Below are 25,287 nucleotides of genomic sequence, written 5' to 3' on the forward strand. Positions count from 1 at the left end.
TTACCCCTTTGTTTGACCGTGAAAAATTTCTCCCATCCCCTTTGTTGTCGTTAAGACATAATAGAAACCGCGCTTATCCCGGCGCGGTTTCTTACTGCTTTAAAGAGGAACGTGTGTTCGTTTTTTGTGCGATAAAAAACACGGGAGAAACCCGTGCTATTTTTCGCATTGATAGAGCGGACCGGCATCGTGATGTTCATTTATATAGCGCCAGAACATGCCGTGTTTCGCTTCCACTCTTTCGACTTTGCGGGCGAACGCGAGCTTTTTCATTTCCCGTTCCACCTGTTCAAGCGTCCAGTCGTAAACGACGGCAATCTCTTTGTCGGCTACAAATTGAAAGTATTCGATAAAAAGTTCGAGCGGAGGTGTTTGTGAAGGCTTCGGCTCATCGCCAAGCATTTCAAACAATACTTCTTCGTAAATTTCATATGAATAATTTCCGGTTACCTTTAAGCCTTCTCCTTCGCGGAGGCTGTTGAAAAACGTAAGAGTCGGAACAGATGCCACTTCCATTTCGGCAGCGATTTTTAAATCGCATTGCAGGGCTTTCACGGCGCTCTGCGAATGAAGATCCCTTTTGAATTCCTCCAAATCGAGCTGCGTGTGCTCTGCAATCGCTAAAAGCACCTGTTCTTCAGTGATATCCTGCTGATTGAGAAACAAGCTTTCCTGCATGCATCTCAAAAACTGCAGCCCTGCTTTTCTGCCTTGCAGTTCCGCTGCTTTCAAAGCGAGCGAGGCAAGGTAAGGTGCAGAGAGTGCTTTGTCGTGCAGGAGCGTTCCGTCGCAAGACATGCCCGACCTGCATGCGATCTTTTCCCATGCCTCTGCGAGCCGGCGCTTTTTGCGTTTCTGAACGTTCAGCGCTGTAATGCTGCATGCGGCGATGATCCTTAGTGTGAAAAAGCGGCCGTAGCGGATTTTCAACTTTTTGATCGCCGGCTCCAATGCCCAGCATTCGGGAGATAAAGGGTCGACAAACATATAAATTTCCATCGGTTTTTGCGGATGTCCGTGGCAATGGGAGAAAAATTGGTCACGCTGATTGAGTGTCAATGTGAACCATCCTCCATTTTCGGCTGATTTACCATATGTCTGGCTGTCAATGTCAGCCTTTCAAAAAGAAATTCCCTGATTTCGCCCTTTAAACCGACATGATCCATTGCCTCTTTCATACACGAAAGCCATGCGTCCGCCCGTTCCGGTGTGATCGGAAACGGCAGGTGCCGCGCCCTCAGCATCGGGTGTCCGTGTTCTTCTGTATAAAGCGGCGGACCGCCTAAATATTGCGTTAAAAATTGCTTCTGCTTTCTTGCCGTTTCCGTTAAGTCGTCCGGAAAAATCGGGTAGAGCAGCGGATGCCGCTTTACACGTTCATAAAAAGTATCAACAAGTTGCGATAGAAGCTCTTCTCCAATCGCTTCATAAGGTGCGTTAAACGATTGTCCCATGTTGACTACTCCTTTTAATATGGCTAATAGGAAAATATACCGATTCCTATTGCAAAAAAATATTTATCTTGTGCATCATTTATTATTTCACGATTGTATATACTTATTTTAGCAACCTCGTTCCATTTCTACAAACAAACCGACTTCTGCCTGCGGGCGAAAATCGCTGTTTTGTTTCAAATATCATATCATATTCGCTTCTTAAATGTGTATTTTTAATACCGGGAGGATGAAAGAGGAGGTAAATGCAGGAAAAAAAGCCGGAAAGCGTCCTTTCCGGCTTAAGCGTAGTAATTTGAGGTGATTTTTTTTACATAATTTTGCGTTTCTTTAAAAGGGGGAATGCCTCCGTACTTTTGGACATTTCCCGGTCCGGCATTGTATGCCGCTAATGCGAGCTTCACATTTCCGCTGTATTTATCGAGCATCTGCTTTAAGTATTTTGTTCCGCCTTCTATATTTTGAACGGGGTCAAAAGCGTTATTCACGCCGAGCGCCTTCGCCGTGGACGGCATGAGCTGCATCAGGCCCATGGCGCCGGCCGGGCTGACCGCTTTCTCTTGATAGCGTGATTCCTGCTTGACGACGGCATGAATCAGTTTCTCATCGACCCCGTATTTTTCTGCGGCGTTTTTGATGATCTGGTCAATGTTCTGATTTTGGCCGCCGAAAGAGACGGGTTTCGCTGCGGCAGATGGGACGGCCGCAATTGCCTCAGGCTTTTCAGCTGCCAGCGGGGCCTGAAGCTGAGACGCTGTCGACACAGTCGGAGCAACCGCGGGCTGTGAAGACTCCAAGCCGCCGACATTGCTTAAATATTGGTTTAAAATCGAGCTGAAATCAAAACCCGCATCTTCGGAACCGCTGTCTGAAGCCGGATAAAACGACCGTATCGCCTGAAGTTCCAAGAGAGCGGCCAAATGGTTGATGTTCATTGTTTTCCCACCTTATTGATCTTTAAGTTTTTGCTCATAAAATCGGACGATTTTGTTTTTGGTTTCACGCTCAGGGATGCCGAACGATTTCAGCAGTTCAGAGAAATCCCGTTTTCCGCGTTCATAATCCGTCACTTCGAATTCGATTTCAAAGTCTTCTACCATTAAGTATCGGCTGTGATCCAAAACAATTAAGCCCTGCGGCAATTTTTTTTCTGCACGGCTTGTCGCAAGCGTTCCGAAAAGGATGAGCTCGTCCGCTTCAATGCCGAGACGCTTCAGACGATCGTATACCGGCCCATGCGGAATCATGAACGTTTCGATTTCAGGCTTCCGGGTCAGCTCCTGGTGGGTTTCCATCAGTCCGACAGGCGCCGGTTCTTTTAATGTCAGGACAAATCGCTGCTGCTTTTCGCGAATTCTTAGGGCAGCTCCTTTTTCTTTTAAAGAGAAGGAAGGCGTATCGTAATAATGGTTTTTTTGTATAACAAATTGCTCGGAGGAAAATTGATAATATGATTTGATTTTCTCAAATTCTTTTTTTGTCAGCATATTTTTAAATTCGATTTCAAGTTCCTGGCTCATTCTTTAATTTTTTCATCCTCTCAGCTCGTAAAATTGCATTTTCCTTATTATCTCTTGAGAAGGAACGTTTATCAATATTGAAGCTGATATGATAAAATGAATCTGTACTTTTATTGTAAAGGAGAGCATTATGCAGAACAGAATTGAGATTACAGAAGCCAATCTGCGAAACGACCGGCTGGTGTTGACCAGCGAAATCAATGACGGAGCGGAGCGGAAGCCGGCCGGACGCATGCTGACAGACTCCGATCATTTTGCATTTGTATACATACTTGAACAGGACGAATCCTTTGAATACGTCATTTTAAACGAAGGCATCTGGTCCGATCTTAAAGCGGCCCTTGACGCCGGTCTTCCTGTGTTTTTACATATCGGAAACACGGAGCTGGAGCTTAACGGGTTCCATGATGAGCTCGGATATTTAATAGAGAATATTAAAGATAATGCAAATTATGGCGAAGAAATGGAAGAGAGAGTGAAACGGATATTCCTCTAGAAAAAAAGGCGATGAAATTGGGGGAAGGTTTATGGATGAAAAACAATGGGAGCAGTTTTTAGCGCCGTACCGGCAGGCTGTTGAAGAGCTGAAAGTGAAGCTGAAAGGGATCCGGACCCTTTACGAATACGAGGAAGAGCATTCGCCGATTGAATTCGTGACGGGGCGGGTGAAGCCTGTGCCGAGTATTCTTGAGAAGGCCAAGCGAAAAAACATTCCTCTGCACAACATTGAAAGCATGCAAGATATAGCCGGGCTCAGAATCATGTGCCAATTTTTTGAGGATATTCGCATTGTCGTCGATATGCTTTTGGCGAGAAAGGACTTCACGGTGGTGGATAAGCGCGACTATATCGCGGAACATAAAGAGAGCGGCTACCGCTCCTACCATCTCGTCGTGCTGTATCCTTTGCAGACAATCAACGGGGAAAAACAGATTTTGGTTGAAATTCAAATCCGGACGCTGGCGATGAATTTTTGGGCGACGATTGAGCATTCTTTAAATTATAAATACAGCGGCAACATTCCGGAAAAAGTAAAATTAAGGCTTCAGAGAGCTTCGGAAGCAGCATCAAGGCTCGATATGGAAATGTCTGAGATCAGGGGCGAGATTCAGGAGGCTCAGGCGGCGTTTTCACGCAAGAAAAAGGATGAGGATGACGGTTAGGGGAGTGAGATGGAATGATGAAGTTTGCGGTATCGTCCAAAGGAAATGCGGTTTCTGATTCATTGAAAAGCAAAATTCAGACGTATCTGCTCGACTTCGGTCTCGAATGCGATGAAGAAGAGCCGGATATCGTCATTTCCGTCGGCGGTGACGGAACGCTCTTATACGCATTTCACAAATACAGCGGCCGCCTCGACAAAACGGCTTTTGTCGGGGTTCATACCGGGCATCTCGGCTTTTATGCCGACTGGGTCCCGAGTGAGATTGAAAAGCTCGTGATCGCGATTGCGAAAACGCCGTATCAAATTGTTGAATATCCGGTTTTGGAAGTCATCGTCCGCTATAATGACGGCAGCGATGAAGCGAGATATTTGGCGCTGAACGAATGTACGATCAAGAGCATTGAAGGAACGCTTGTGACGGATGTCGAGATTAAAGGGGAACTTTTTGAAACGTTCCGCGGCGACGGCCTTTGTCTGTCGACTCCTTCCGGAAGTACGGCATATAACAAGGCGCTTGGCGGTGCGATTATTCATCCGTCCATCAGGGCGATCCAGCTGGCTGAAATGGCGTCGATCAACAACCGGGTGTTTCGGACGGTCGGATCGCCGCTCATTCTGCCTGAGCATCACACTTGTTTAATTAAACCGATAAATGATGTGACGTTTCAAGTCGCGATTGACCACTTGACATTGCTGCATAAAGACGTCAAGTCGATTCAATGCCGCGTCGCAAACGAAAATATCAGGTTTGCCCGCTTTCGGCCGTTTCCGTTTTGGAAAAGGGTCCAGGATTCCTTTATCGGAAAAGGAGAATAGGAAGGTTTGCTGTGAGCGATTTTTTGATGAAACAGATCATAACAGAAGAGGACAGCGGGGTTCTTTTGAAAGAATACGTCCAGCGGCTGGGCATTTCAAAAAGGATGCTGACGGACATCAAATTCGGAGGCGGCGATCTTTTGGTAAACGGCGGGCATGTAACGGTCAGATACGTTCTTCAAAAAGGGGACGAGCTCGTCATTCAGTTTCCTCCGGAAAAAATGAGCGAATCTTTGCAACCGGAAGAAGTGCCGCTTCATATTTTGTTCGAAGATGACCATGTCCTCGTCTTAAATAAACAGCCATGCATTTCGTCGATTCCCTCGCGTGAGCATCCATCAGGCAGTCTGGCGAACGGTCTGATTCATTATTACCAGCGGACGGGCGTACACGCGACCGTTCACCTGGTGAGCAGGCTTGACCGCGATACATCGGGTGTCATGCTTGTTGCCAAGCACCGCTTCGCCCACTCGCTTTTATCGGGGCTGCAAAAAAAGGGAGCCGTCAAACGGCAATATCGAGCGGTCGTCCACGGTTTGATCGCGGAAGAGCAGGGAACGATCGATGCGCCGATCGGGAGAAAATCATCGAGCATCATCGAGCGGGCGGTAATCCCGGACGGGCAAAAAGCAGTGACGCATTTTTGGGTGAACAGGCGTTTCAGCGGCATGACGGATGTCTCTATCCGTCTGGAAACCGGGCGAACCCATCAGATCCGCGTCCATATGAGTCATATCGGATATCCCTTGTGCGGTGATACGCTGTACGGGGGAACCCGCGGCTTCATCAATCGGCAGGCGCTCCACAGTGAGAGGCTGACATTTTTTCATCCGTTCACAATGGAAGAGCTGACGTTCCAAGCGCCGGTGCCGAATGATATGAGACAGTTGATAGAGAGCTGAATAGGCTCTCTATTTTTATGGCTCCATGCGGAATCTAGACTCATCATAAGGCAAAGAGGAGGGAACAGATTCGGTTGTCAGTTCCGGGAATCTGAAAGCGGTCAGCCTGTTGCCGAATACACAACCGGTATCGATATTAATTGTATGATGAATCATCCTCGGGTTTTTGACGGGAGTATGGCCGTATACAACCCACGGCTCGCCTCTGTAATGAGCGGCCCAGTCCCGTCTCACTGGCCGTCCGTCTGGCAGCGTTTCCCCTGTAATATCTCCGTAGAGCACAAACTGTTTTACTTTTCCGACAGGCTTTTTGCCGATGTCTTCCGCTTTGATGCCGGCATGTGCAACGACAAGTTCGCCGTTATGCAGGATCTCGTAAAGCGGAGCCTTTTCGTAAAGGCGCATGAAAAGGTCTCTGATATCCTTCTGTTTTTGTTTCGGAAGGTTTCTGTATTCGGCCGCCGTCGTTTCCAGCCCGTGCTGCAGCTTCACCGGATTTCCCTTGAAAAAACGGTACAGCTTGTTGCAATGATTGCCGGGCACATATCGCACAGCTCCATCTTCAACGGCCCGTCCTACAAATTCAACGACCTCCAGCGATTTTGGCCCTCTGTCAGTTAAATCCCCGAGAAAGACAAGTGTTCTGTTCTCCGGATGAACGGGAACTCCTGATGTCAGCGAGTAGCCGAGTTTTTCAATCAGCGCAATCATTTCGTCATAGCACCCGTGAATATCACCGATAACATCGTATTTCATGCGTTTTTTCGCCTCCAGTCCGTTTGTTTTTCATATGTATATACATTGCCCCAAGCCGTATAAATCAAGCTTCTGCAACTTTCTCCGGAGAAAATCAGGCATATTACTTTTTTTTCTGAGCGAGCATTGTTAAAATCAATTTTTACACCTGTGGGAAAAGAGTTTCGACGGTTCTTTTCCCACATGAAAATGTCAAAAATATGCCCCTTTTATTTTTAAAAAAGGGAACGCTAATCATACCCGGAAACCGGTTTTAGAGGAGGTACCAGTTTATGGAGCACACATCTGTCTCATCTTTAGTTGTCGTACTGATTATCGCATTTTTAACACCCATCCTGCTGCACCGTTTCAGGTTAAGCATACCGGTGGTTGTCGCTGAAATCATCATGGGTCTTATTATCGGAAAAAGCGGGTTCGATCTGGTTGCCCAGCACGATACTTGGCTCGAAACTTTATCGATGCTCGGATTTATCTTTTTAATGTTTTTAAGCGGGCTTGAAATCGATTTTTCCGTATTTGAAAAAGGTAAGAAAAAGCAGCTGCTTCCGAGCGGAAAGGAAGCGCCGAATACGTTTAAAACGGCTTCCGTCATCTTTATTGCCGTCTTTATACTATCGCTCGGCCTCTCCTACAGCTTTGTCATGGCAGGATTTATTGACAACGCCTTTTTAATGACGCTGATCATTTCAACAATTTCGCTTGGGGTTGTCGTTCCGACGCTGAAGGAAGAGCGGCTCATGAAGACGAATATCGGCCAGATTATTTTGCTTGTCGCCGTGATTGCCGATCTTGTCACGATGATACTGCTTGCGGTGTTCGCCTCAATCTACGGAGACGAAAACAGCAATATGTGGCTGCTGATGATTTTATTTGCCGCCGGCGTTGTTTTATACATTTTCGGCAGGGTATTTAAAAAGCGGCCTTTTGTCGAAGTGCTGTCAAAAGGCACGATCCAGATCGGCACAAGGGCGATATTTACGCTGATCATCGTACTCGTGGCGCTTTCCGAGTCGCTCGGTGCAGAAAACATTCTCGGCGCGTTTTTAGCCGGGGTGCTTGTTTCGCTGCTTTCGCCGAACAAAGAGCTCGTTCAGCAGCTTGATTCATTCGGCTACGGGTTCCTCATCCCGATCTTCTTTGTCATGACAGGCGTCAAATTGGACATTTGGTCGCTGTTTGGCAATCCGAAAATTTTAGTGATGATCCCGCTTCTGTTTGTGGCTCTGTTAATCAGCAAAGTCGTTCCGGTGCTGTTTTTGAAAAAGTGGTATGACATGAAAACCGTGCTGGCTTCCGGTTTTCTCCTGACTTCCACGCTTTCTCTGGTGATCGCGGCGACAACGATCGGCGAGCGCATCGGCATCATTGACGCGCAGATGTCCGGCGCGCTGATTTTGGTGGCTGTCATTACATGCATCATCACACCGACCGGCTTTAAAAAATTAATGCCGAAAACGGAAAGCGAAAAAGAGAAAAAGACGATCACCTTTATCGGCGCGAATCAAATGACGCTGCCGGTCACGCTTGAACTTTCTCCAGAAGATTATCACGTCAGAATCCTGCATGTCCGGCAGGAAAAGAAGGAAGAAAAGCTGGCGGATCCGGTGTTTGACGTTGAAGTTTTGCCAGATTATGAATACGAAACGCTTCAATCATTCGGCGTTTTCCAAACGGATATACTCGTCGTGGCGACAGGCAGCGAAGAGCGCAATACAGGGATCGCCCTTTATGCGAAGGAGCAGAAAGTCGCGAGAATTATCGCCAGCGCAGATTCCCCAGACGCCGAATCGAGGCTGAAAGAAAACGGAATTGATACATTCTCCATTCTGCTTTCCACGAAAACGCTGCTGCGCGCGCTTATCGAGGCGCCTGGCGTTATGAAACTTTTGACGAACCAGGATGCGTCGCTGTATCAGATCAATATGAGCAATGAGCGATTTGACGGCGTCCTGTTAAGGGAGTTTCCGTTTACGGGAGATGTCATCTTCGTCCGGATTTTCCGCGGGGTTGACAGCATCGTGCCCCATGGGGATACAAGGCTGCAAATGGGTGACAGGCTGATCGCCACCGGTTCGCGCGAATATATTGCGGAATTGAAAAAAACGCTTGGAGACTGATGCTTGACCATTTTGCAATTCGTGATAAGATTAAAGTATAAACTGAATGAACAAGAAATGTTTTCCACTAGGGGAGTCCTTGATAAGGGCTGAGATAAAAGTTTGACTTTTAGACCCTCATAACCTGAACAGGTTCAAACCTGCGTAGGGAAGTGGCACGGTATTTGAGTATGTATATATGCAAATTCCAAACCACTTTCCTTGCGGGAAAGTGGTTTTTTTATGTTCAGAATCGAAGGAGGAGCCTTGAAATGAAGTTTTCAGAAGAATGCCGAAACAGCGCTGCAACTTGGTGGGAAGGGAGTTTTGTCCATCCGTTTATTCAAGGAATTGGAGACGGCACACTTCCGGTTGACCGATTTAAATACTATGTCATGCAGGATTCCTACTATTTGACCCACTTTGCCAAAGTCCAATCCTTTGGAGCGGCATATGCTCACGATCTATATACGACAAGCCGGATGGCCGAACACGCGAAAGGGACATATGAAGCCGAGATGTCGCTCCACAGGAAATTCACCGATCTATTGGGCATCACAAAGGAAGAGCTGGAGTCGTTTCAGCCGTCGCCGACAGCGTATGCGTACACATCGCATTTGTACCGTTCTGTCGTCAGCGGCAGTTTTGCGGAAATACTCGCTGCTTTGCTTCCTTGCTATTGGCTCTATTATGACGTCGGCGAAACGCTGAAAACGTGCAGGCCTGACAACGCGATTTATCAGGAATGGATCGCGACATACGGAGGAGACTGGTTTAAAAAATCTGTAACGGAACAGATCAACCGCTTCGATGAGCTGGCTGAAAACGCCGATGAGAAAACGCGCGCGAAGATGAAGGAGAATTTCGTCATCTCCAGCTTCTACGAATACCGGTTCTGGGATATGGCCTATCAAAAAGAAAGCTGGTCAAAAAGCGGGGTGGATCAGCTTGCATCTGCACGCGATCACCGATGACAAGCACTCCGTGGAAGAGCTTTCAGCAAAAATCATCTCGATTCACGATGCCGTTGACTTTATCCACATCAGGGAAAGGTCAAAAAAAGTAAGCGAAATATCAAGTTTGATCGATCGCCTGGCCGAAGAAGGCGTTGATAAGCGAAAGCTCATCATCAACGACAGGGTGGATATTGCTTTGTTTCATCATATTCACCGGGTTCAGCTGCCTTCACACGGCTTTTCCGTCAAAAGTGTAAGAAGCCGTTTTCCGCATTTGAAAATCGGAAAGTCCGTACATTCACCTGAAGAAGCGGTGCAGGCTGAAACTGAAGGTGCAGATTACGTGCTGTTCGGCCACATTTTTGAAACGGACTGTAAAAAGGGCCGGAAAGGAAGAGGAGCTCTGAGCTTGGCAGAAGTGAAGGCGGCTGTCCGCATTCCGGTCATTGCGATCGGAGGGATTACCGAACAACGTCTGGCGGAAGTCAAAATGGCAGACGGCATCGCCGTGATGTCGGGGATCTTTTCCCATGACAGACCGAATGAGGCGGCCGCGCGGCTTGCCAGTCTCGCGAAGGGAGATTCATATGAGAAAGCGCTATGATACGATCGTGATCGGCGGAGGCATCATCGGGACTTCCATCGCTTATCATCTTGCGAAAGCGGGGAAAAAAACGGCCGTGTTTGAAAGCGGGGAAGTCGGCAAAAAAGCGACGAGCGCGGCTGCGGGCATGCTCGGCGCCCATGCGGAATGCGATAAACCCGGTACCTTTTTCGAATTTGCCAGAGCCAGTCAAAAAGCCTATAAGCGCCTGACGGGGGAATTGAAAGACATAAGCGGCATTGATATCAGAAGGCATGACGGAGGGATATTAAAGCTGGCATTTTCAGAAAGCGACCGCGAACACCTGATGCAAATGGGTGCACTGGATTCTGTGGAATGGCTTGAAGCTGATGAAGTATATAAATTAGAACCGAATGCCGGAAAAGGAATTCTCGGCGCCAATTTTATCAGGGACGACGTCCATGTCGAACCGGCTGCAGTGTGCAGGGCATTTGCCAGGGGAGCCCGGATGCTCGGTGCAGATGTCTTCGAGTATACGCCCGTTTTATCGATAGAATCCGAAGCGGGGGCCGTCCGCGTCACGTCCGCTTCCGGCACAGCGGAGGCGGAGCACGCTGTCATTGCAAGCGGCGTGTGGAGCGGAGCTTTGTTTAAACAAATCGGCTTAGACAAAAGGTTTTACCCCGTCAAAGGGGAGTGCCTGTCCGTATGGAATGACGGCATCTCTTTGACGAGAACGCTTTACCATGATCATTGCTACATCGTTCCGCGCCATAGCGGAAGGCTTGTCGTCGGCGCGACGATGAAGCCCGGGGACTGGAATGAGCAGCCGGAACTTGGCGGAATCGAGGAGTTGATCCGAAAAGCCAAGTCGATGCTCCCTGGGATTGAATCCATGAAAATCGACCAATGCTGGGCCGGGTTGCGTCCCGAAACAGGGGATGGCAATCCGTATATCGGAAGACATCCTGAAAATGACCGGATTTTGTTTGCTGCCGGACATTTCAGAAACGGCATCCTCCTGGCACCTGCAACCGGTGAGATGATGGCAGACATGATCCTCGGCAATCCGGTCAAAACAGAGTGGATCGAGGCGTTTAAAGCGGAGCGAAAGGAGGCTGTGCACAGGTGAACATTCAGCTCAACGGCCGGAAAATAGAGTGGAGAGACGACGGCGGCACGATTTACGATTTGCTCGAGTCCTACAATCTGGAAAATCGTGTTGTCGTTGTTGAAAAAAACAGGCAGATTATCGGAAAAGACCAATATCAATCAGTCAAACTGGAAGAACACGATGTCATCGAAATCGTTCATTTTGTCGGAGGGGGATAAACCGTTATGTTAAAAATCGCAGATCGTCAATTTTCATCAAGATTATTGCTCGGTACAGGGAAGTATCCGTCATTTGAGATTCAAAAAGAGGCCGTCAGCGCATCTGAATCGGAGATCCTGACGTTTGCCGTCAGACGGATGAATATTTTTGAAGAATCTCAGCCTAATTTTTTGGAGCAGCTCGATTTAAGCCGTTATACGCTTTTGCCGAATACGGCAGGAGCAAAAACGGCTGAGGAAGCCGTCCGGATCGCCAAGCTTGCCAAAGCAAGCGGTCTTTGCGACATGATCAAAGTCGAAGTGATCGGCTGTGACCGTTCGCTTCTGCCGGACCCGGTAGAAACGCTGAAGGCGTCAGAAACCTTGCTTGAAGAAGGCTTCATTGTACTGCCGTATACATCGGATGATGTCGTCCTCGCGAGAAAACTTGAAGAGCTCGGCGTGCACGCCATTATGCCCGGTGCCTCTCCGATCGGTTCGGGACAAGGAATCATCAATCCGCTCAACCTGTCGTTCATCATTGAACAGGCTAAGGTTCCCGTTATCGTGGATGCCGGAATCGGTTCTCCGAAAGATGCGGCATACGCAATGGAACTCGGTGCTGACGGGGTACTTTTGAACACGGCAGTGAGCGGGGCGAAAGATCCGGTCCAAATGGCGAAGGCTATGAAGCTTGCCGTTGAAGCGGGCAGGCTCGGATATCTTGCCGGACGAATTCCGGAAAAGAACTACGGCATCGCCAGCAGCCCTGAAGAAGGGAAGTTGACGATTTGACCGGCAGGTATTCAAGACAGGAGCTCTTTCACCCGATCGGACCGGACGGCCAGGAAAAATTAAGCCGCGCCCGCGTCCTCGTGATCGGTGCTGGGGCTTTGGGCGCGGCCAGCGCAGAAATGCTGGTGAGGGCCGGGGTCGGTTCGCTGACGATAGCCGACAGAGATTATGTGGAATGGAGCAATCTCCAGCGCCAGCAGCTCTATACGGAACAGGATGTGATTGATCATATGCCAAAGGCCGCCGCCGCTGAAAAAAGGCTGCGCCTGATCAACAGCTCTGTTCAAGTAACCGGAATCGTAGCGGATGTTACTGCGGAAAAAGCGCTCGAGCTTGCGGAGGAAGCGTCCCTGATCGTCGATGCGACGGATAATTTTGAAACACGGCTGATCATGAACGACGCGGCGGTCAAATTAGGCATCCCTTTCCTGTACGGCGCGTGTGTCGCAAGCTATGGCATCACATATAGCGTAATTCCGGGAAAAACGCCGTGTCTTCATTGTCTTTTGGGGCATTTGCCTGCGAATACCATGACGTGCGACACAGCAGGGGTGATCGGTCCGGTCGTCCAGCAGGTTGCCGCATACCAGGTAACAGATGCCCTGAAGCTGCTGACCGGGCATGAACCGTCAGGGATGCTCCGCTCATTTGATATTTGGACAAATGAGCGGTCTGAAGTCCGGGCTGACACGCTTAAACATGAGACATGTCCGACGTGCGGAAAAGGCGAGTTTCCGTTTCTTTCAGCTGAAAACGAAACAAAAGCAGCCGTTCTTTGCGGCAGACAAACGGTTCAGATCAGGCCGGCCGCGGAACAGCCGCTGGAACTGGAATCGCTTGCTGCCAAATTAAAAAAAGCCGGTTTAAATGTGACGGGAAATCCTTATTTAGTTTCCTGCCGTGCGGAGGATTTTAAGTTCGTGATTTTTCGGGATGGACGTGCTTTAATTCACGGAACGAATGACATCAATCGCGCGAAAACGATATATCACAGGTGGATTGGCTAAAAGGCCGAAGGGAGTGCAAACATCATGAGCATATATAAAGCATTAACAATCGCCGGATCGGATTCAGGAGGCGGAGCCGGCATTCAAGCCGACATTAAAACATTTCAGGAGCTTGGCGTCTTCGGCATGACAGTTTTGACAGCAGTCACTGCGCAAAATACAACAGGGGTTCACGGCGTCTACCCGCTTTCTCCGGAAGCGCTCGGCGCACAGATTGATGCAGTGGCAGAAGATTTAAAACCTGACGCCGTGAAAACAGGGATGCTGTGGAGCGCGGAGATGATTGAGGTCACTGCTGAAAAAATTGCAGCATATGAGCTTAAACGTGTGATCGTCGATCCTGTCATGATCGCCAAAGGCGGCGCTTCACTATTGAATGAGGAAGCTGTTGAAACATTGAAACGGCGCCTTCTTCCGCTTGCTTATGCGGTAACGCCAAACATTCCCGAAGCCGAAGTGCTGACAGGGAGAAGCATTCAAACAATGGAAGACCGCAAAAAAGCAGCTCGTGACTTGCATGAAATGGGCGTCCGCAACATTATCATCAAGGGAGGTCATCAGCCTGAGGATGGCAAAGTAACCGATCTCCTCTTCGACGGAGAGACGTTCACAGAAAAAACCAATTCCTATATTAAGACGAAAAATACCCATGGAACAGGCTGTACATTTGCCGCGGCTCTTACGGCGCAATCAGCGAAAGGAAACGGGATTCAAGGAGCTTTCCGCATCGCTGAGGCTTTCGTCCACGAAGCGGTTGTACACAGCCTTGATTTTGGAGCCGGCCACGGACCGACCAACCATTTTGCATATCAAAAGTTATCCAACGCAGGGTTGGAACTGTAGTCCCGCAATAAGAAAGAATCAATATCGCGGCAGAGCATCAAAAACGGCCTCTGCCGCTTTTTATATTCTGAAATTGTCAGCCTGCTATTAATTGTGATACTATATATTATGATCAGGTACTAATAAAATGTTAATCATTAGGAGGATTTCATACATATGAATTTATCACTAGAAGGCCGGAATATCGTCGTCATGGGTGTAGCAAATAAACGAAGCATCGCATGGGGAATCGCCCGCTCGCTTCACAATGCAGGCGCAAGGCTGATTTTTACGTATGCGGGCGAGCGGCTTGAAAAATCGGTCAAGGAGCTGGCTGATTCTTTGGAGCGAAACGATTCAATCGTACTTCCTTGTGATGTCACTAATGACCAGGAAATTGAAGCATGCTTCGCCGACATCAAAAAAGAAGTCGGGGTCATCCACGGCATTGCACACTGCATCGCTTTCGCCAACAAAGAAGACTTGGCTGGCGAATACTTAAATACTACCCGCGACGGTTTTCTGCTCGCACACAATATCAGCTCCTACTCTCTGACAGCGGTCGCTAAAGCGGCGCGCGGCATCATGACTGAAGGCGGAAGCATCGTCACGCTGACATACCTTGGCGGCGAGCGCGTTGTATCCAACTACAATGTCATGGGTGTTGCGAAAGCATCGCTTGATGCCAGCGTCAAATACTTGGCGAGCGATCTCGGAAAAGACGGAATCCGCGTCAACAGCATTTCCGCAGGGCCGATCCGGACATTGTCCGCAAAAGGAATCAGCGACTTCAACTCGATTTTAAAAGAAATCGAAGAGCGCGCGCCGCTTCGCCGCACAACGACTCCGGAAGAAGTCGGCGACACGGCTGCTTTCCTGTTCAGCGACCTTTCCCGCGGCATGACCGGCGAAAACCTGCATGTTGATTCAGGCTACCATATCATCGCGCGATAAAATAGCGCTAAAAAAGCAATCCGCTAAAGGATTGCTTTTTCTTTTCTTCTGATTTCTCCTTTTTTGCATATAGATATACCATGAACAGATCGGAGGGATCAAGATGTCTAGCAGAAAACACGATGCGGAGCAAAAGCCGCTCATGTATATTGTGCAGCCGGACTATGATAAGGCAGAGGCGAACATGCAGGATATTCTGATTAAAAGAAAGAAGAAAGCAAAGCCCGAAGCTTCCGAACAAAAAGCGCGGCGGAAGGAACAGCAGGATGAAGCCGTCCGGCCCGACGAAAAAGACGGAGCTGAAGCGGTGTTTAACGATGAGGCGAATCGATCCGAAAAAGGAGTCAAACCGATTAAAAAGCCGCTCAGCAAGATGACGATTGCCGAGAAAATCGACTTTTTGGCAAGCCTTCCCGGCAATATGCCGAAAACCCTTTGTCTCATTGAAGCAGACGGGAAGACATACAGGGGAACGATCGTCGGAAAGAAGGGCGATTCCGTCTTTGTCAGAACGTCGAGCAAAGGGGCTCCGGCGGAACTGCCGATCGAGAGCATTACCTCCTTGCACCCGCTCGGCTTTTAAATACACAAGATAAAAAAAGTCCCGATTCAGGGACTTTTTAATTTGAACGATTGATCAGTTTTGGATTTAAGCATTCGATCGCACAGAAGCATTCCAGATCGACTTCAATGCAGAAACTTGTTTTTTCCAAGCGGAACACATCGCAAATTTTGTCTTTATCTTCTGTGAAATCGAGAACGCGGCGATTATCATCAAAGGCAATCAACAGTCTCAATGTAGCGCAGCAGTCATCAATGTTTTCAACTCTGAAAAACACGGTGCTGAAGCAAGGACCTGCCTGAAGTTCTCCGACATTTCCAAACGCTACGAACGGCTTAGACTTAGAAGTGTATAAAATAAACGGAATGGTGTCGCCTAAGTGTCTCGAAGGGGAAAGCAGGTTGCTGAAGCAGCTTGTCGGGCAGCCTTCTTCCTCAATGGCGTTTTGCAGATCGTGAATGTTTTCAACGGCTTCGCACACGCAATTTTCGGCTGAACATTTCGTCATGTTATGATCCCTCCTAGTTCAGGATTTAAAATTTCGTTTTTCGGCCTGGCCTTTCTATTGGTAAAAGGAGCTGCCGAAAGCCGGCAGCTTTCGTGAAAAGACTGGCATCAAGCCGATCATATCGGCCGGCTTGATGCAGCCTGACACCTTTTAACCGTGGTGGTGATTGTGTTTTTTGTCTGCTGCGCGATCAACTAGGTCAGGTGACAGACATTGAATCGCACAGAAACAAGTCAAGTCAACCTCGATGCAAAAGTCCGTCTTTTCAAGCCCGAAAAAGTCAGGGTCACAAGGATGGCAGACGCTTAATGTGTCGCCGTTTATGTCCACAGGCCTCAGGATTGAAAGCGTTGCACAGCAATCTTTGAGACTTTCTGCCCGGAAGAAAATCGATTCGAAGCACTGCATATCATCTGAAAATCCGCCGACATTTCCAAATGTTGAAAACAGTCCGCCTTTTTTGTCGTACAAAAGGAACGGAATCGTGTCTTTACCGGAAACCGTCGGACTCAGCAGGTTGCCAAAGCAGCTTGTCGAGCACGCTGTTGTTTCCTCAACGGCATCCTGTTCTTTTATAATCTGTTCTACTGCATCGCATACACAATTTTCATGCCGGCCATGGTGTTTTCCGCAGCTCATGGATTTCAGCTCCTTTTTATAGGGATATTTGACTTTAGTCTTTAACAACATATGTACCCGTGCCCTTGTTGGTGTGGGTAATCGTCTATAAAAATGAAGAAAAGCAGAGCTGGTTGGCTCTGCTTTTTGAATTATAGAAGGCCGACGATAAGGGCGGTGATGGTGATTACAACAGTTTGAACAAATGTGCTTACGATGATAGCTGTGTCTGTATCTTCGGTTGTGACATGTACATTTCTGGAATTATCGATCACCAATTTTTGTCTGTTCGTTTGTTTATTGGCAGTTACCTGCAACAGATCAGTTGTGACAAGTTCGGCTAGATCAGGATCATCGATAATGGCGAGAATAATAGTAACAGCTAGTGTTTGTGCAGCTGTCATGACTGATGCCAACGTTTGTGTGTCTTCAGTTGAGACTTGAACATCACAAGAGTCTTTAATGATGATCGTTTCATCTGAGAGCTGTTTGTTAAGATGAAGTTGATCTAGGTCAGAATCGATAAAGCCATTTTGCCCTTTCCTACCACAGTTGCAAGTATAGTCGTCACATAATTTTTTCTTAGGATAACTAGGGTGATAATCGTTGCCTGGATGTTCGCATTCCGGGTCAAGCGCAATCCATGAATATGGTCTTGTTTCCATTTCTTTTCCTCCTTCCATTTACTATTATTAAATGTTGTAACTCCTTAACTTGTATAAGACAGATACCCTACTACAAATCCCCATTTTTTTCTGCTGAAGTATCTGACTCGGTTGAATTTTCCGCTGTTGCTGTGTTTTCTTGCTCCCTCCGTTGTCGAAGTTTTTCTCTCAGTCTATTTGTTCTGTTTCTTCTTCTTCTTGGTCTCTCGCCATTTTCTGATGACGCATCAGCGTTCTTTTCTCTCTTTGTCCCTTTTTCATTCGGTGCGGCTGCTTTTTCTTTCTGTTTTTGAACCAAAGCATCGGTTTGTTTTTTTAGATCTTCCAGCATATTGAAAATATTTTCTTTTTCTTCTTCTGAGAGCGTCCGAACTTTATCGCTGGTTACTCCCCGATTTTTCAAGATATTTTTAACAACTGATTTCATTATCGGATCTACGTTCTCTTGAAGTTTTTCAAAATCTGCCAATTGTTTCTCACCTCAATTTCTTTAAAAATATTAGAAAGAAAGGAAGGCTTAAAGTATGTCAAGCTCTGTGATAAGCGCGATCAGCACTTCGGTTAAAACTTGGACGGAAAGCAGGATCTCCAGCGAGGAAAGCGTAATGGTGACATTGCGGCTGCCGATGACTTTGATGATGACTCTTCTCCTGCTTTGCAGCCTGTGTACGGCTAAAAGGTGTTCTGAGACAATGTCTGCTGTATCCTCGTCTTCGATCGCAAGCTGAGCCGATAAAATCGTCAAAGAGATCACGATGGCTTGTAAAGAGAGAGCTGCTGTTATGTTTGCCGTGTTTACCGTGACATGTTCTGAATCAATTACTTCAATGAGCTGGTCATATTCCCGGTGTAATTCGTCAAATGTTTCTGCGTACAGCGCTTCGGCTTTTTCATGAAACGACATAACTTTCACTCCTTTCTTATCCACACTTTATTAAATGCAGACCGGTACCATAGCGGAATGAGAAAAACATACATTTCAGCACCCAAATTTGCTGTTTTAGGGAAGGCGGTTCCGGCATATATTTGGAAACAGGAAGGGGGAGCCCTGTGATACAAAGCTGGTTTTTATTTTTTTTATTTTCTATCGCGGTATTTCGGCTGACGAGGCTGATTGTGTTCGACACGATCATGGCGCCGTTTAGAAGCCTGTTTCATGAAGAGGTTGAAGAAAAAAACGAAAAAACGGGAGAGACCGAAACGTATCTTGTCATGAAAGGAAAAGGCGTGAGAGCGTGGGTCGGCGAGTTGCTGAGCTGCTATTGGTGCACGGGCGTGTGGTGTACCGCGTTTTTGCTTGTTTTTTACGCATTTGTTCCGGTCATTGCTGAATGGCTAATTCTTCTGCTTTCGATCGCCGGCCTGGCTGGAGTATTGGAAACGATCGTTTCCAAATGGCTCGATTGAATGGGGATTTGTCATTAGCAACTTATGAAAAGAAGACTCATATAATGGCGTATAAGCATGAGAAAGGAAGGAATGCAATGAGACAAGTGAAAAGAAGGCAGCAAGGCCGATTAACGAACGCTTCCAGCAATCATCAGTCCACTTTCTCAAAAAAAGTGAAGAAAAAAGGCTGCGGATGCGGCAAAAAAAAGAGAACCTATTAATATCAAAAAAAGCCGGAATGCATCCGGTTTTTTTGTTGCCAATTTTTCTTCTGGTGCATACACCATCATAAGGAGGGGAAGCGATGAATTTATTTGAACAGCTGGTTGAATCGATATACCGCAAACATGATCAAACTCAAGCCGGCCATGACAAGGTGCTCTTTGAACAGCAGAAGGAACTGGAGACATTTGACCGCTCGGCCGAACAGTTCGGCAGGCAGATCGAAGCGTTTGCGGAGAATGCCGAAAAATGGCTGGGAGAGGACGGGAGTCTGCCAGGCATTTTTAAATAATCCACAGAAGCCCTATGCATCAATCCAAGCCAATCCTATCAACTGTCATATCGTGTAGGGAGAAAAGGAGGTGCTTTAGATGGGCTTTTGTTGCGGAGGCTACGGCGGTGGCTACAGCGGCGGCTATGGCGGCGGCTATGGTTCAACGTTTGTATTGATCGTTGTCTTGTTTATTCTTTTAATTATTGTCGGCGCTTCTTTTAAATATTAGTTTTTGAGTTGAAGCGAAGAGGGCGGCGGCAGCATATGTGCCGGGCTCTCTTCTTTTTGAGCGGGAAAAGCACAAGGCTTTTCAAACATGCATAAGATAGCGTATCACTCCCAAAAAGGAGGCATAGGTATGGACAATCAATTTTTCAAAAACATCGAAAAGAAAACGGGCGTCAGCATGAATGACGTCATGCAGCTCGCAAATTCGCTGCAAAATGCCAACTTCAAGGATGAAAATACGGTCCGCAGCGTGATTAAGCGCGTCGCTAAATTGGCGAATAAACGGGTTCCGAAGGAAATGGAAGATAAGATTGTTGAATCCATTGTAAGCGGCAAAGAAAAAATGGATTTCAACACGATCGCGAAAATGATGAACAGCAAAAAATAAACACCGCGCCTTCCGATAAAAGGAGGGCACGGTGTCTTTTATTGCAGCTGAACTTGTGGATTCGGGCGTAAAATAGGCTGTAAAAACCTTGAGCGGTATGCCGTTCTTCCCCTTCTGAAGGAAGGGACGCTGATATACAGGCGGTCCTCGGCCCGGGTCATGGCGACATACAGCAGCCTCCGCTCTTCTTCAAGAGCGGTTTCATCGCCTTTTCTCGCTGTCTCCAGGGCAAAGTCATGCGGAATCGAGCCGTCCTGCACTCCCAGTATATAGACCGTTTTAAATTCAAGCCCTTTCGCACGATGAATTGTCAAAAGCTGAACACCGTATCCGTCAGCTTTTTGCTTTTCCGCGGCTCTCATATGATCGACATGCTCAAGAAATTCGGGGATCGTTTTGAATTTTTTTGCCGCAGTTTTGAGATCCCGCAGATCGTCAGACCCTTTTTCGAGCTTGTTCCCTTCGTTTCCGCGCTTTTTCAGGTAATCGGAAAAGCCCATCTTTTCTTCTGCGAAAGAGATGGCTTCAACCGGCTTCATCGTTTTTAAGCCTGGGAAAAAAGGAACGATTTTTTTTATTTTATCAAGCTGAAACGGTTTAATGTCAGTCAATTTTTCAAGCGCCTGAACCATTGTGCAATCTTCTGTAATCGAGAGCGCTTTAAGCGTGTTTAAAGCGGACTGCTTGAGAAAGAGGGCGGGTAAAATCTGCTTTACGGCTTCCGCGTCATCTTGATTTTGGCTTAAGTAGAGATAGGCCAGCATCTGCCGGACGATCCTCCTGCTGTAAAACGACCGGACGCCTTGTTCAGCCGTGTACGGAATGGCTGACTGGTGCAGACGTTCAAAAATGGCGCGGCCGCTGCTGTTTGTCCGGTATAGGATGGCGAAGTCATCAGGCTTTGCGCCCATTTCAATTTTTTCTTGGATATCAGAGACGATCATAATCGCTTCTTCCTCTTCATCATAAGGATAAAATAAGAGCGGTTTTTGGCGGTCGTCTCTCGCGGCGCTTAATGTTTTCGGAAAACGCTTTTTGTTTTTCCTTACGACCATATCGGCGCTTGCCACAATCGGATGGCTCGATCTGTAATTCGTCGTGAGGCGGACCGTTTTCGCCTTCGGATAATCTTTTTCAAAATCGAGTATAAAAGAAGGACTGCTCCCTCTGAACGCGTAGATTGACTGATCATCATCCCCGACACAGGTCAGGTTGTTTTCGGGGCTTGCCAAGAGCTTGATGATGGCGTATTGAACAGGGTTAATGTCCTGAAATTCGTCAATCAAAATCGCGTGAAAGCGCGTCTGATATCGCTTTAAAATGTCCGGCTGTTCTTGAAACAGCTGCCAGCACGCAGATGCCATATCGTCGAAATCGAATTGGCGCCGCGCTGCTTTTTGTTCTTCATAATGACGGTACAGCCGGTGAACCCGCTTTTCCCATTCGTCTTCAAGCGGAATCTGTTCACCCGGAAGATAAGCGTTCTTCCAGTAGCCGATCTGCTGGATCGCCTGGTCAACCGGAAAGTCTTTTTCATCAAGCCCTTCTTCGGCAAGGGCCATTTTGATGTACTGTTCTTTTTGCCATTCCCATTTCAGCAGGTGCTCGCCATTCCATTTGGCCGGATCATGATGATAAAGAATTTTGTAAAAAAAGCTGTGGAAGGTGCCTGTCACGAGGCGGTTCACAGTCTGCATCGGCAAACCGTATAGCGAGGCCATCCGCTCTTTCATTTCTTTCACAGCTTTTGTCGTGAATGTGACGAGCAATATGGCAGAAGGCGGGATATCGAGCCGGGATATCATATAAGCCGCTCGCGCGGTTAATACCCGCGTTTTTCCGCTTCCCGCGCCGGCCAGAACGAGAAGGGGTTCTTCGGGGGCCGTCACGGCGGCAAGCTGTTTCTCATTCAGCGGCACATTCGGAAAGACCGGTTCCGGAGCCGTTTCTGCCGCTGGAGAGAAAGGAGAATGGATGGAAGCTTCGCGAGGCGGCGTCCAGAAGTCCGTGTCCGCCTTCTTTTCCTCTCCGATCGCTTTGCCTTTCGGGAGGCGGAAAACGCCGCTTTCAGTATAATCGTTCTGTTTGGTCTTCTGCTCTGTCTTCTCATTTAAGCAAGCCGCTTCACATTGAGAAAAATCCCCGTTTTCCCGGTGGAAAAAATGCGGCTCTTCATGAATCGACAATTTCAGTCTGAGCGGCAAGCCGCAATATTTACACGTGATCCTGTCTTTTCTTGCTTCATCAAAGAGGAATTGCAGGTGTTCTCTCGAATATGTATGTATATGAATGTCTCGGTTATTGAATCGGGCGCATTTCAAAAAGAGGTCCTCCAATTAATGGGTAGTCGTCTGGTGTCATGAGACAACGTCTATCATATCAAATGAAAACCGTTTAAAACAGTAGATTTTTGGGAATTAAAGCTGATGAGGAGGAGATCGAATGGGATATTTGCCGCCTGTCCGCAATGATCAATATATACAGTATGCCAATCGAAGCATCAGCCAAAAATCGAACTACGCTTATATACAAAAAACCGCCAATATCCCAAGCGAGCGCGCCTACCGCGAAGTCGAAAAAAGAGAGGAAAATCAGACTGCGGCTTTTAGGCGGGTCGAGGAAAAAAAGCGGAAAAAAGCGCTCAACCGCCGTGTTGCGAAAAAGACGGAAAGCGGGCGCTTCGTCAATGAATCCGTTTGAGAGATGAAACAAACCCCGGCTTTTATACCGGGGTTTTCGTTATTTTCTGCGCAGTTTTTTGAGTCCGAAATACAGAATGATCATAGCCGCCGCCCCGAGCATGATCGGAGTCGTGTACGTTCTTGCTACATTTTCAACATGGTCCCACCGGCTGCCGAGCTGTACGCCGAGATAGACGAACAGTATCGACCACGGTATGATGGCCAGCACGGTCAGACCCGTGAATTTTAAAATCGGCATTTTCGCAATGCCGGCCGGAATGGAGATGGCGTGTCTGACCACGGGAATGAAGCGGGCAGAAAAGACGACGCCTCCGCCGTATTTCTCAAACCATTTTTCGGCTGTTTGAATGTGATGCTTTTGGATCAATAAGTATTTTCCGTATTTGTATAAAAACGGCCGTCCGCCGTAGTAGCCGATCCAGTATAAAAACAATTGAGCAATCGTTCCCCCGATGACGCCGGCAATCACGGCGCCTGTTATCGTAATCGAGCCGTTTGAGACCATGTATCCGCCGTAGGCGAGTACGATTTCACTCGGGATGATTTCGATCATTAAACCGATCGCAATGCCGAAATAGCCAAGATCGGTCAGCCACATTAAAATATCATTCACTATGCTTCCCATTTTCGTTTTTTCTCCCTGCTTTTGATTTCATCAGCCGAACGTTGGAGCAGCCGCCGGGACGCTTCCCTGGCGCCCGCGGGGGAAATAAGCGAATCTCAAAAACCGTCCGGATGCGCTTTGTGCCATTGCCATGCGCTTTGAATGATGGTTTGCAAATCGCTGTATTGCGGCTTCCATCCGGTATCTTCCACCAGTGTCCGGCTGTCCGCCACCAGCACTGGCGGATCTCCCGCTCTGCGCTCGTCCGTTTTTGCTGCAATGCTTCGCTCTGTCATGTTTTCCGCGGTTTCAATGATTTCTTTTACGGAATGTCCGGCCCCTGTCCCTACATTATAAACATTTTGCTTCAGTCTGTCTTCATATAATCCATCAAGGGCAGCCAGGTGGGCGGAAGCCAGATCGAGGACGTGAATATAATCCCTGATGCAGGTTCCGTCTGGCGTCGAATAATCTTCTCCGAAAATGGACAGCTGCTTTCGCTGTCCCAAAGCCGTCTGCAGGACGAGGGGAATGAGGTGGCTTTCGGGATCGTGGTCCTCGCCGATCGCTCCGTTTAAAGCGGCGCCGGCGGCGTTGAAGTAGCGGAGGGCGGCCCATTTGACACCGTGCGTTTTTCCGACCCAGTGCAGATATTTTTCGATCATCAGCTTCGATTCCCCGTAAGGATTGACAGGGGAGAGGGGAGCAGCCTCTTTAATCGGGGCTTTCTCCGGGATGCCGTATACGGCGGCGGTTGACGAAAAGACGATGTTATTGACGCCTTCCTTGATGGCCGTTTCGAAAAATGCACAAGACTTTAGCGTGTTTTCCCTAAAGTATATCTCAGGCTTTTCGATCGATTCGGACACAAGGCTTTTGGCGGCGAAATGGATGACAGCATCGACATCATGATGTTTGATGATGGCTTTGACAAGTGCCGCATCAGCGATATCGCCTTCGTAAAAGCTGACCCCGCTGACGGCTTCCCTGTGTCCGGTAGATAAATTGTCAAGCACGACGACGGAGCGGTTTTGCTTTGTCAATTCGAGTACGGTGTGGCTGCCGATGTATCCGGCTCCTCCTGTTACGAGTACGGATGTCATTGCCATGCTCCTTTCTGCGCTTCTTTTTTTAAGACGCTCTCCAGGTAGGCGAGCAGTTTTGGCCGCATCTCGTCCCGCATGAGGGCGATTTCCGTACTCGCTTTAAAGCTGCCCAGCTTGTCGCCGATATCAAAGCGGCTTCCTTTCAATTTGCGCGCATACATGCTTTGTTCCCGGCAGATTTCCCTTAGTGCGTCAGTCAGCTGAATTTCATTTCCCGCGCCGCGCTTCGTTTGTTCGAGCACAGGGAAAATCGAAGGCCTCAGCACATAGCGGCCCATGACCGCGATATTTGAAGGCGCATCTTTGACGGTCGGCTTTTCTACAAGATCGTCGATTTGATACACTTTGTTCTTTTGCGCGGATGTCTGAATGATGCCGTATTTGCTCACGTCCGCTGGATCGACGGGCTGAACGCCGATCACTTCGGTCTGATATTCTTCATATACTTCGAGCAGCTGCCTAAGCGCCGGTGTTTCTGACACCATGATATCGTCGCCGAGGAGGACGGCAAACGGCTCATCACCGATGAAATGCTTGGCCGATAACACTGCATGTCCGAGGCCGATGGGCTCCTTTTGCCGGATATAATGAATATTCGCCATATCGGCGATCTCGCGTATCTCTTTTAACACATCGTTTTTTCCTTTGGCCAGCAGGTTTTGCTCAAGTTCCACAGAGCGGTCAAAATGGTCTTCAATCGAACGCTTATTTCTTCCTGTAATGATAAGGATGTCTTCAATGCCTGATTGGACAGCTTCTTCCACGATATATTGTATGGCCGGTTTATCGACAATCGGCAGCATTTCTTTCGGCTGCGCTTTTGTTGCCGGCAAAAATCTCGTACCTAATCCGGCTGCTGGGATGACTGCTTTTTTTACTTTCATGGTTATTCACTCCTGGTC

At 47.9% G+C, this 25,287-nt stretch carries 34 protein-coding genes and 1 riboswitch; of the genes, 20 read left to right on the top strand and 14 right to left on the bottom strand.

Annotated elements, in window-relative coordinates:
• Positions 1–156 precede the first annotated feature (156 nt).
• From spxH to H7F26_RS12805, 4 genes are all read right to left on the bottom strand, one after another.
• Positions 157–1,059 carry a protease adaptor protein SpxH gene (spxH, locus tag H7F26_RS12790; protein ID WP_009328822.1) on the bottom strand — a complete coding sequence of 301 codons (903 nt, stop codon included), beginning with the start codon at positions 1,057–1,059 and terminating at the stop codon, positions 157–159.
• Positions 1,056–1,454 (bottom strand): globin domain-containing protein, encoded by a 399-nt coding sequence (locus H7F26_RS12795; protein ID WP_003180652.1) that lies wholly within the window; start codon positions 1,452–1,454, stop codon positions 1,056–1,058. Before H7F26_RS12795 ends, spxH begins: the two co-directional genes overlap by 4 nt.
• A 281-nt stretch (positions 1,455–1,735) precedes the next feature.
• Entirely contained in the window at positions 1,736–2,389 is a 654-nt protein-coding gene (locus H7F26_RS12800; RefSeq protein ID WP_009328821.1) for a lytic transglycosylase domain-containing protein, read from the bottom strand.
• Between the two features lie 12 nt (positions 2,390–2,401).
• The gene (locus tag H7F26_RS12805; protein WP_009328820.1) at positions 2,402–2,974 is read right to left on the bottom strand and encodes a CYTH domain-containing protein; all 573 of its coding nucleotides are present in this window, start codon (positions 2,972–2,974) and stop codon (positions 2,402–2,404) included.
• Positions 2,975–3,104: 130 nt separating this feature from the next.
• Between H7F26_RS12805 and H7F26_RS12810 the strand changes: the two genes are divergently transcribed.
• Genes H7F26_RS12810 through H7F26_RS12825 form a run of 4 tightly spaced genes read left to right on the top strand, consistent with a single transcriptional unit; the run spans position 3,105 to position 5,857 of the window.
• Entirely contained in the window at positions 3,105–3,470 is a 366-nt protein-coding gene (locus tag H7F26_RS12810; protein ID WP_009328819.1) for a UPF0738 family protein, read from the top strand.
• Positions 3,471–3,501: 31 nt separating this feature from the next.
• Entirely contained in the window at positions 3,502–4,137 is a 636-nt protein-coding gene (locus H7F26_RS12815) for a GTP diphosphokinase (RefSeq protein ID WP_009328818.1), read from the top strand.
• Positions 4,138–4,154: 17 nt separating this feature from the next.
• Complete coding sequence (locus tag H7F26_RS12820) at positions 4,155–4,955, top strand: NAD kinase (RefSeq protein ID WP_025805638.1); 801 nt, start codon at positions 4,155–4,157, stop codon at positions 4,953–4,955.
• A gap of 26 nt (positions 4,956–4,981) precedes the next feature.
• On the top strand, positions 4,982–5,857 hold the full coding sequence (locus H7F26_RS12825; protein WP_011197775.1) for an RluA family pseudouridine synthase: 876 nt from the start codon (positions 4,982–4,984) through the stop codon (positions 5,855–5,857).
• 15 nt (positions 5,858–5,872) lie between these two features.
• On the opposite strand, the gene prpE is transcribed toward H7F26_RS12825, so the two are convergent.
• A complete protein-coding gene (gene prpE / locus H7F26_RS12830; protein ID WP_003180667.1) occupies positions 5,873–6,613 on the bottom strand; it encodes a bis(5'-nucleosyl)-tetraphosphatase PrpE in 741 nt (246 codons plus the stop codon).
• A gap of 272 nt (positions 6,614–6,885) precedes the next feature.
• On the opposite strand from prpE, the gene H7F26_RS12835 reads away from it, so the two are divergent.
• The 10 genes from H7F26_RS12835 to H7F26_RS12880 all read left to right on the top strand — a co-directional run bounded on the left by H7F26_RS12835 (position 6,886) and on the right by H7F26_RS12880 (position 15,702).
• Positions 6,886–8,730: a monovalent cation:proton antiporter family protein gene (locus H7F26_RS12835; RefSeq protein ID WP_003180670.1), complete on the top strand. Its 1,845-nt coding sequence runs from the start codon at positions 6,886–6,888 to the stop codon at positions 8,728–8,730.
• A 59-nt stretch (positions 8,731–8,789) separates the two neighbouring features.
• Positions 8,790–8,898: riboswitch (TPP riboswitch) on the top strand.
• A gap of 83 nt (positions 8,899–8,981) precedes the next feature.
• On the top strand, positions 8,982–9,683 hold the full coding sequence (gene tenA, locus H7F26_RS12840; RefSeq protein WP_003180672.1) for a thiaminase II: 702 nt from the start codon (positions 8,982–8,984) through the stop codon (positions 9,681–9,683).
• The gene (tenI, locus tag H7F26_RS12845) at positions 9,658–10,269 is read left to right on the top strand and encodes a thiazole tautomerase TenI (RefSeq protein ID WP_003180673.1); all 612 of its coding nucleotides are present in this window, start codon (positions 9,658–9,660) and stop codon (positions 10,267–10,269) included. The genes tenA and tenI overlap by 26 nt, the downstream gene beginning before the upstream one ends.
• A complete protein-coding gene (gene thiO / locus H7F26_RS12850; protein ID WP_003180677.1) occupies positions 10,253–11,362 on the top strand; it encodes a glycine oxidase ThiO in 1,110 nt (369 codons plus the stop codon). Before tenI ends, thiO begins: the two co-directional genes overlap by 17 nt.
• Positions 11,359–11,562: a sulfur carrier protein ThiS gene (thiS, locus tag H7F26_RS12855; protein ID WP_003180678.1), complete on the top strand. Its 204-nt coding sequence runs from the start codon at positions 11,359–11,361 to the stop codon at positions 11,560–11,562. Before thiO ends, thiS begins: the two co-directional genes overlap by 4 nt.
• Before the next feature lie 6 nt (positions 11,563–11,568).
• A complete protein-coding gene (locus H7F26_RS12860) occupies positions 11,569–12,336 on the top strand; it encodes a thiazole synthase (RefSeq protein ID WP_009328814.1) in 768 nt (255 codons plus the stop codon).
• Positions 12,333–13,343 carry a thiazole biosynthesis adenylyltransferase ThiF gene (locus tag H7F26_RS12865; RefSeq protein WP_003180683.1) on the top strand — a complete coding sequence of 337 codons (1,011 nt, stop codon included), beginning with the start codon at positions 12,333–12,335 and terminating at the stop codon, positions 13,341–13,343. Before H7F26_RS12860 ends, H7F26_RS12865 begins: the two co-directional genes overlap by 4 nt.
• Before the next feature lie 24 nt (positions 13,344–13,367).
• On the top strand, positions 13,368–14,186 hold the full coding sequence (gene thiD, locus H7F26_RS12870) for a bifunctional hydroxymethylpyrimidine kinase/phosphomethylpyrimidine kinase (RefSeq protein ID WP_003180685.1): 819 nt from the start codon (positions 13,368–13,370) through the stop codon (positions 14,184–14,186).
• Positions 14,187–14,342: 156 nt separating this feature from the next.
• Positions 14,343–15,119, top strand: coding sequence for an enoyl-ACP reductase FabI (gene fabI / locus H7F26_RS12875; protein WP_003180687.1), 777 nt, complete (start codon positions 14,343–14,345; stop codon positions 15,117–15,119).
• Between the two features lie 103 nt (positions 15,120–15,222).
• Positions 15,223–15,702 (top strand): CotO family spore coat protein, encoded by a 480-nt coding sequence (locus H7F26_RS12880; protein WP_009328812.1) that lies wholly within the window; start codon positions 15,223–15,225, stop codon positions 15,700–15,702.
• A 37-nt stretch (positions 15,703–15,739) separates the two neighbouring features.
• Here H7F26_RS12880 and H7F26_RS12885 read toward each other — a convergent pair whose 3' ends face one another.
• The 5 genes from H7F26_RS12885 to H7F26_RS12905 all read right to left on the bottom strand — a co-directional run bounded on the left by H7F26_RS12885 (position 15,740) and on the right by H7F26_RS12905 (position 18,376).
• Positions 15,740–16,189 (bottom strand): CotY/CotZ family spore coat protein, encoded by a 450-nt coding sequence (locus H7F26_RS12885; RefSeq protein WP_009328811.1) that lies wholly within the window; start codon positions 16,187–16,189, stop codon positions 15,740–15,742.
• Positions 16,190–16,339: 150 nt separating this feature from the next.
• Positions 16,340–16,828 (bottom strand): CotY/CotZ family spore coat protein, encoded by a 489-nt coding sequence (locus H7F26_RS12890; RefSeq protein ID WP_011197778.1) that lies wholly within the window; start codon positions 16,826–16,828, stop codon positions 16,340–16,342.
• Between the two features lie 131 nt (positions 16,829–16,959).
• The gene (locus H7F26_RS12895; RefSeq protein WP_009328809.1) at positions 16,960–17,472 is read right to left on the bottom strand and encodes a spore coat protein; all 513 of its coding nucleotides are present in this window, start codon (positions 17,470–17,472) and stop codon (positions 16,960–16,962) included.
• A gap of 70 nt (positions 17,473–17,542) precedes the next feature.
• A complete protein-coding gene (locus tag H7F26_RS12900; RefSeq protein ID WP_009328808.1) occupies positions 17,543–17,941 on the bottom strand; it encodes a hypothetical protein in 399 nt (132 codons plus the stop codon).
• Positions 17,942–17,989: 48 nt separating this feature from the next.
• On the bottom strand, positions 17,990–18,376 hold the full coding sequence (locus H7F26_RS12905) for a spore coat protein (protein ID WP_009328807.1): 387 nt from the start codon (positions 18,374–18,376) through the stop codon (positions 17,990–17,992).
• 146 nt (positions 18,377–18,522) lie between these two features.
• On the opposite strand from H7F26_RS12905, the gene H7F26_RS12910 reads away from it, so the two are divergent.
• From H7F26_RS12910 to H7F26_RS12925, 5 genes are all read left to right on the top strand, one after another.
• Positions 18,523–18,879 (top strand): DUF1360 domain-containing protein, encoded by a 357-nt coding sequence (locus tag H7F26_RS12910; RefSeq protein WP_011197779.1) that lies wholly within the window; start codon positions 18,523–18,525, stop codon positions 18,877–18,879.
• A gap of 77 nt (positions 18,880–18,956) precedes the next feature.
• Entirely contained in the window at positions 18,957–19,082 is a 126-nt protein-coding gene (locus tag H7F26_RS21995; RefSeq protein ID WP_254926386.1) for a hypothetical protein, read from the top strand.
• A gap of 83 nt (positions 19,083–19,165) precedes the next feature.
• Positions 19,166–19,375 (top strand): hypothetical protein, encoded by a 210-nt coding sequence (locus H7F26_RS12915; RefSeq protein ID WP_009328806.1) that lies wholly within the window; start codon positions 19,166–19,168, stop codon positions 19,373–19,375.
• 79 nt (positions 19,376–19,454) lie between these two features.
• A complete protein-coding gene (locus H7F26_RS12920; protein WP_011197781.1) occupies positions 19,455–19,586 on the top strand; it encodes a YjcZ family sporulation protein in 132 nt (43 codons plus the stop codon).
• A gap of 129 nt (positions 19,587–19,715) precedes the next feature.
• Positions 19,716–19,973 (top strand): sporulation-specific transcription regulator SpoVIF, encoded by a 258-nt coding sequence (locus H7F26_RS12925; protein WP_009328805.1) that lies wholly within the window; start codon positions 19,716–19,718, stop codon positions 19,971–19,973.
• A gap of 38 nt (positions 19,974–20,011) precedes the next feature.
• Here H7F26_RS12925 and H7F26_RS12930 read toward each other — a convergent pair whose 3' ends face one another.
• Positions 20,012–22,294: an ATP-dependent helicase gene (locus H7F26_RS12930; protein WP_011197782.1), complete on the bottom strand. Its 2,283-nt coding sequence runs from the start codon at positions 22,292–22,294 to the stop codon at positions 20,012–20,014.
• 121 nt (positions 22,295–22,415) lie between these two features.
• Here H7F26_RS12930 and H7F26_RS12935 point away from each other — a divergent pair, with 121 nt between their 5' ends.
• Positions 22,416–22,673, top strand: a complete 258-nt coding sequence (locus tag H7F26_RS12935; RefSeq protein ID WP_016885900.1) for a hypothetical protein — start codon at positions 22,416–22,418, stop codon at positions 22,671–22,673.
• 39 nt (positions 22,674–22,712) lie between these two features.
• Here the strand turns inward: H7F26_RS12935 and H7F26_RS12940 are convergent, their stop codons facing one another.
• The 3 genes from H7F26_RS12940 to galU form a co-directional block, all read right to left on the bottom strand.
• Positions 22,713–23,300, bottom strand: coding sequence for an undecaprenyl phosphate transporter UptA (locus H7F26_RS12940; RefSeq protein WP_009328801.1), 588 nt, complete (start codon positions 23,298–23,300; stop codon positions 22,713–22,715).
• A 95-nt stretch (positions 23,301–23,395) separates the two neighbouring features.
• Positions 23,396–24,382: a UDP-glucose 4-epimerase GalE gene (gene galE / locus H7F26_RS12945; protein ID WP_011197784.1), complete on the bottom strand. Its 987-nt coding sequence runs from the start codon at positions 24,380–24,382 to the stop codon at positions 23,396–23,398.
• Positions 24,379–25,275, bottom strand: a complete 897-nt coding sequence (gene galU / locus H7F26_RS12950; protein WP_161620988.1) for a UTP--glucose-1-phosphate uridylyltransferase GalU — start codon at positions 25,273–25,275, stop codon at positions 24,379–24,381. Before galU ends, galE begins: the two co-directional genes overlap by 4 nt.
• Positions 25,276–25,287: the final 12 nt, after the last annotated feature.

Source organism: Bacillus sp. PAMC28748, assembly GCF_014250415.1.
GTDB lineage: Bacteria > Bacillota > Bacilli > Bacillales > Bacillaceae > Bacillus > Bacillus licheniformis.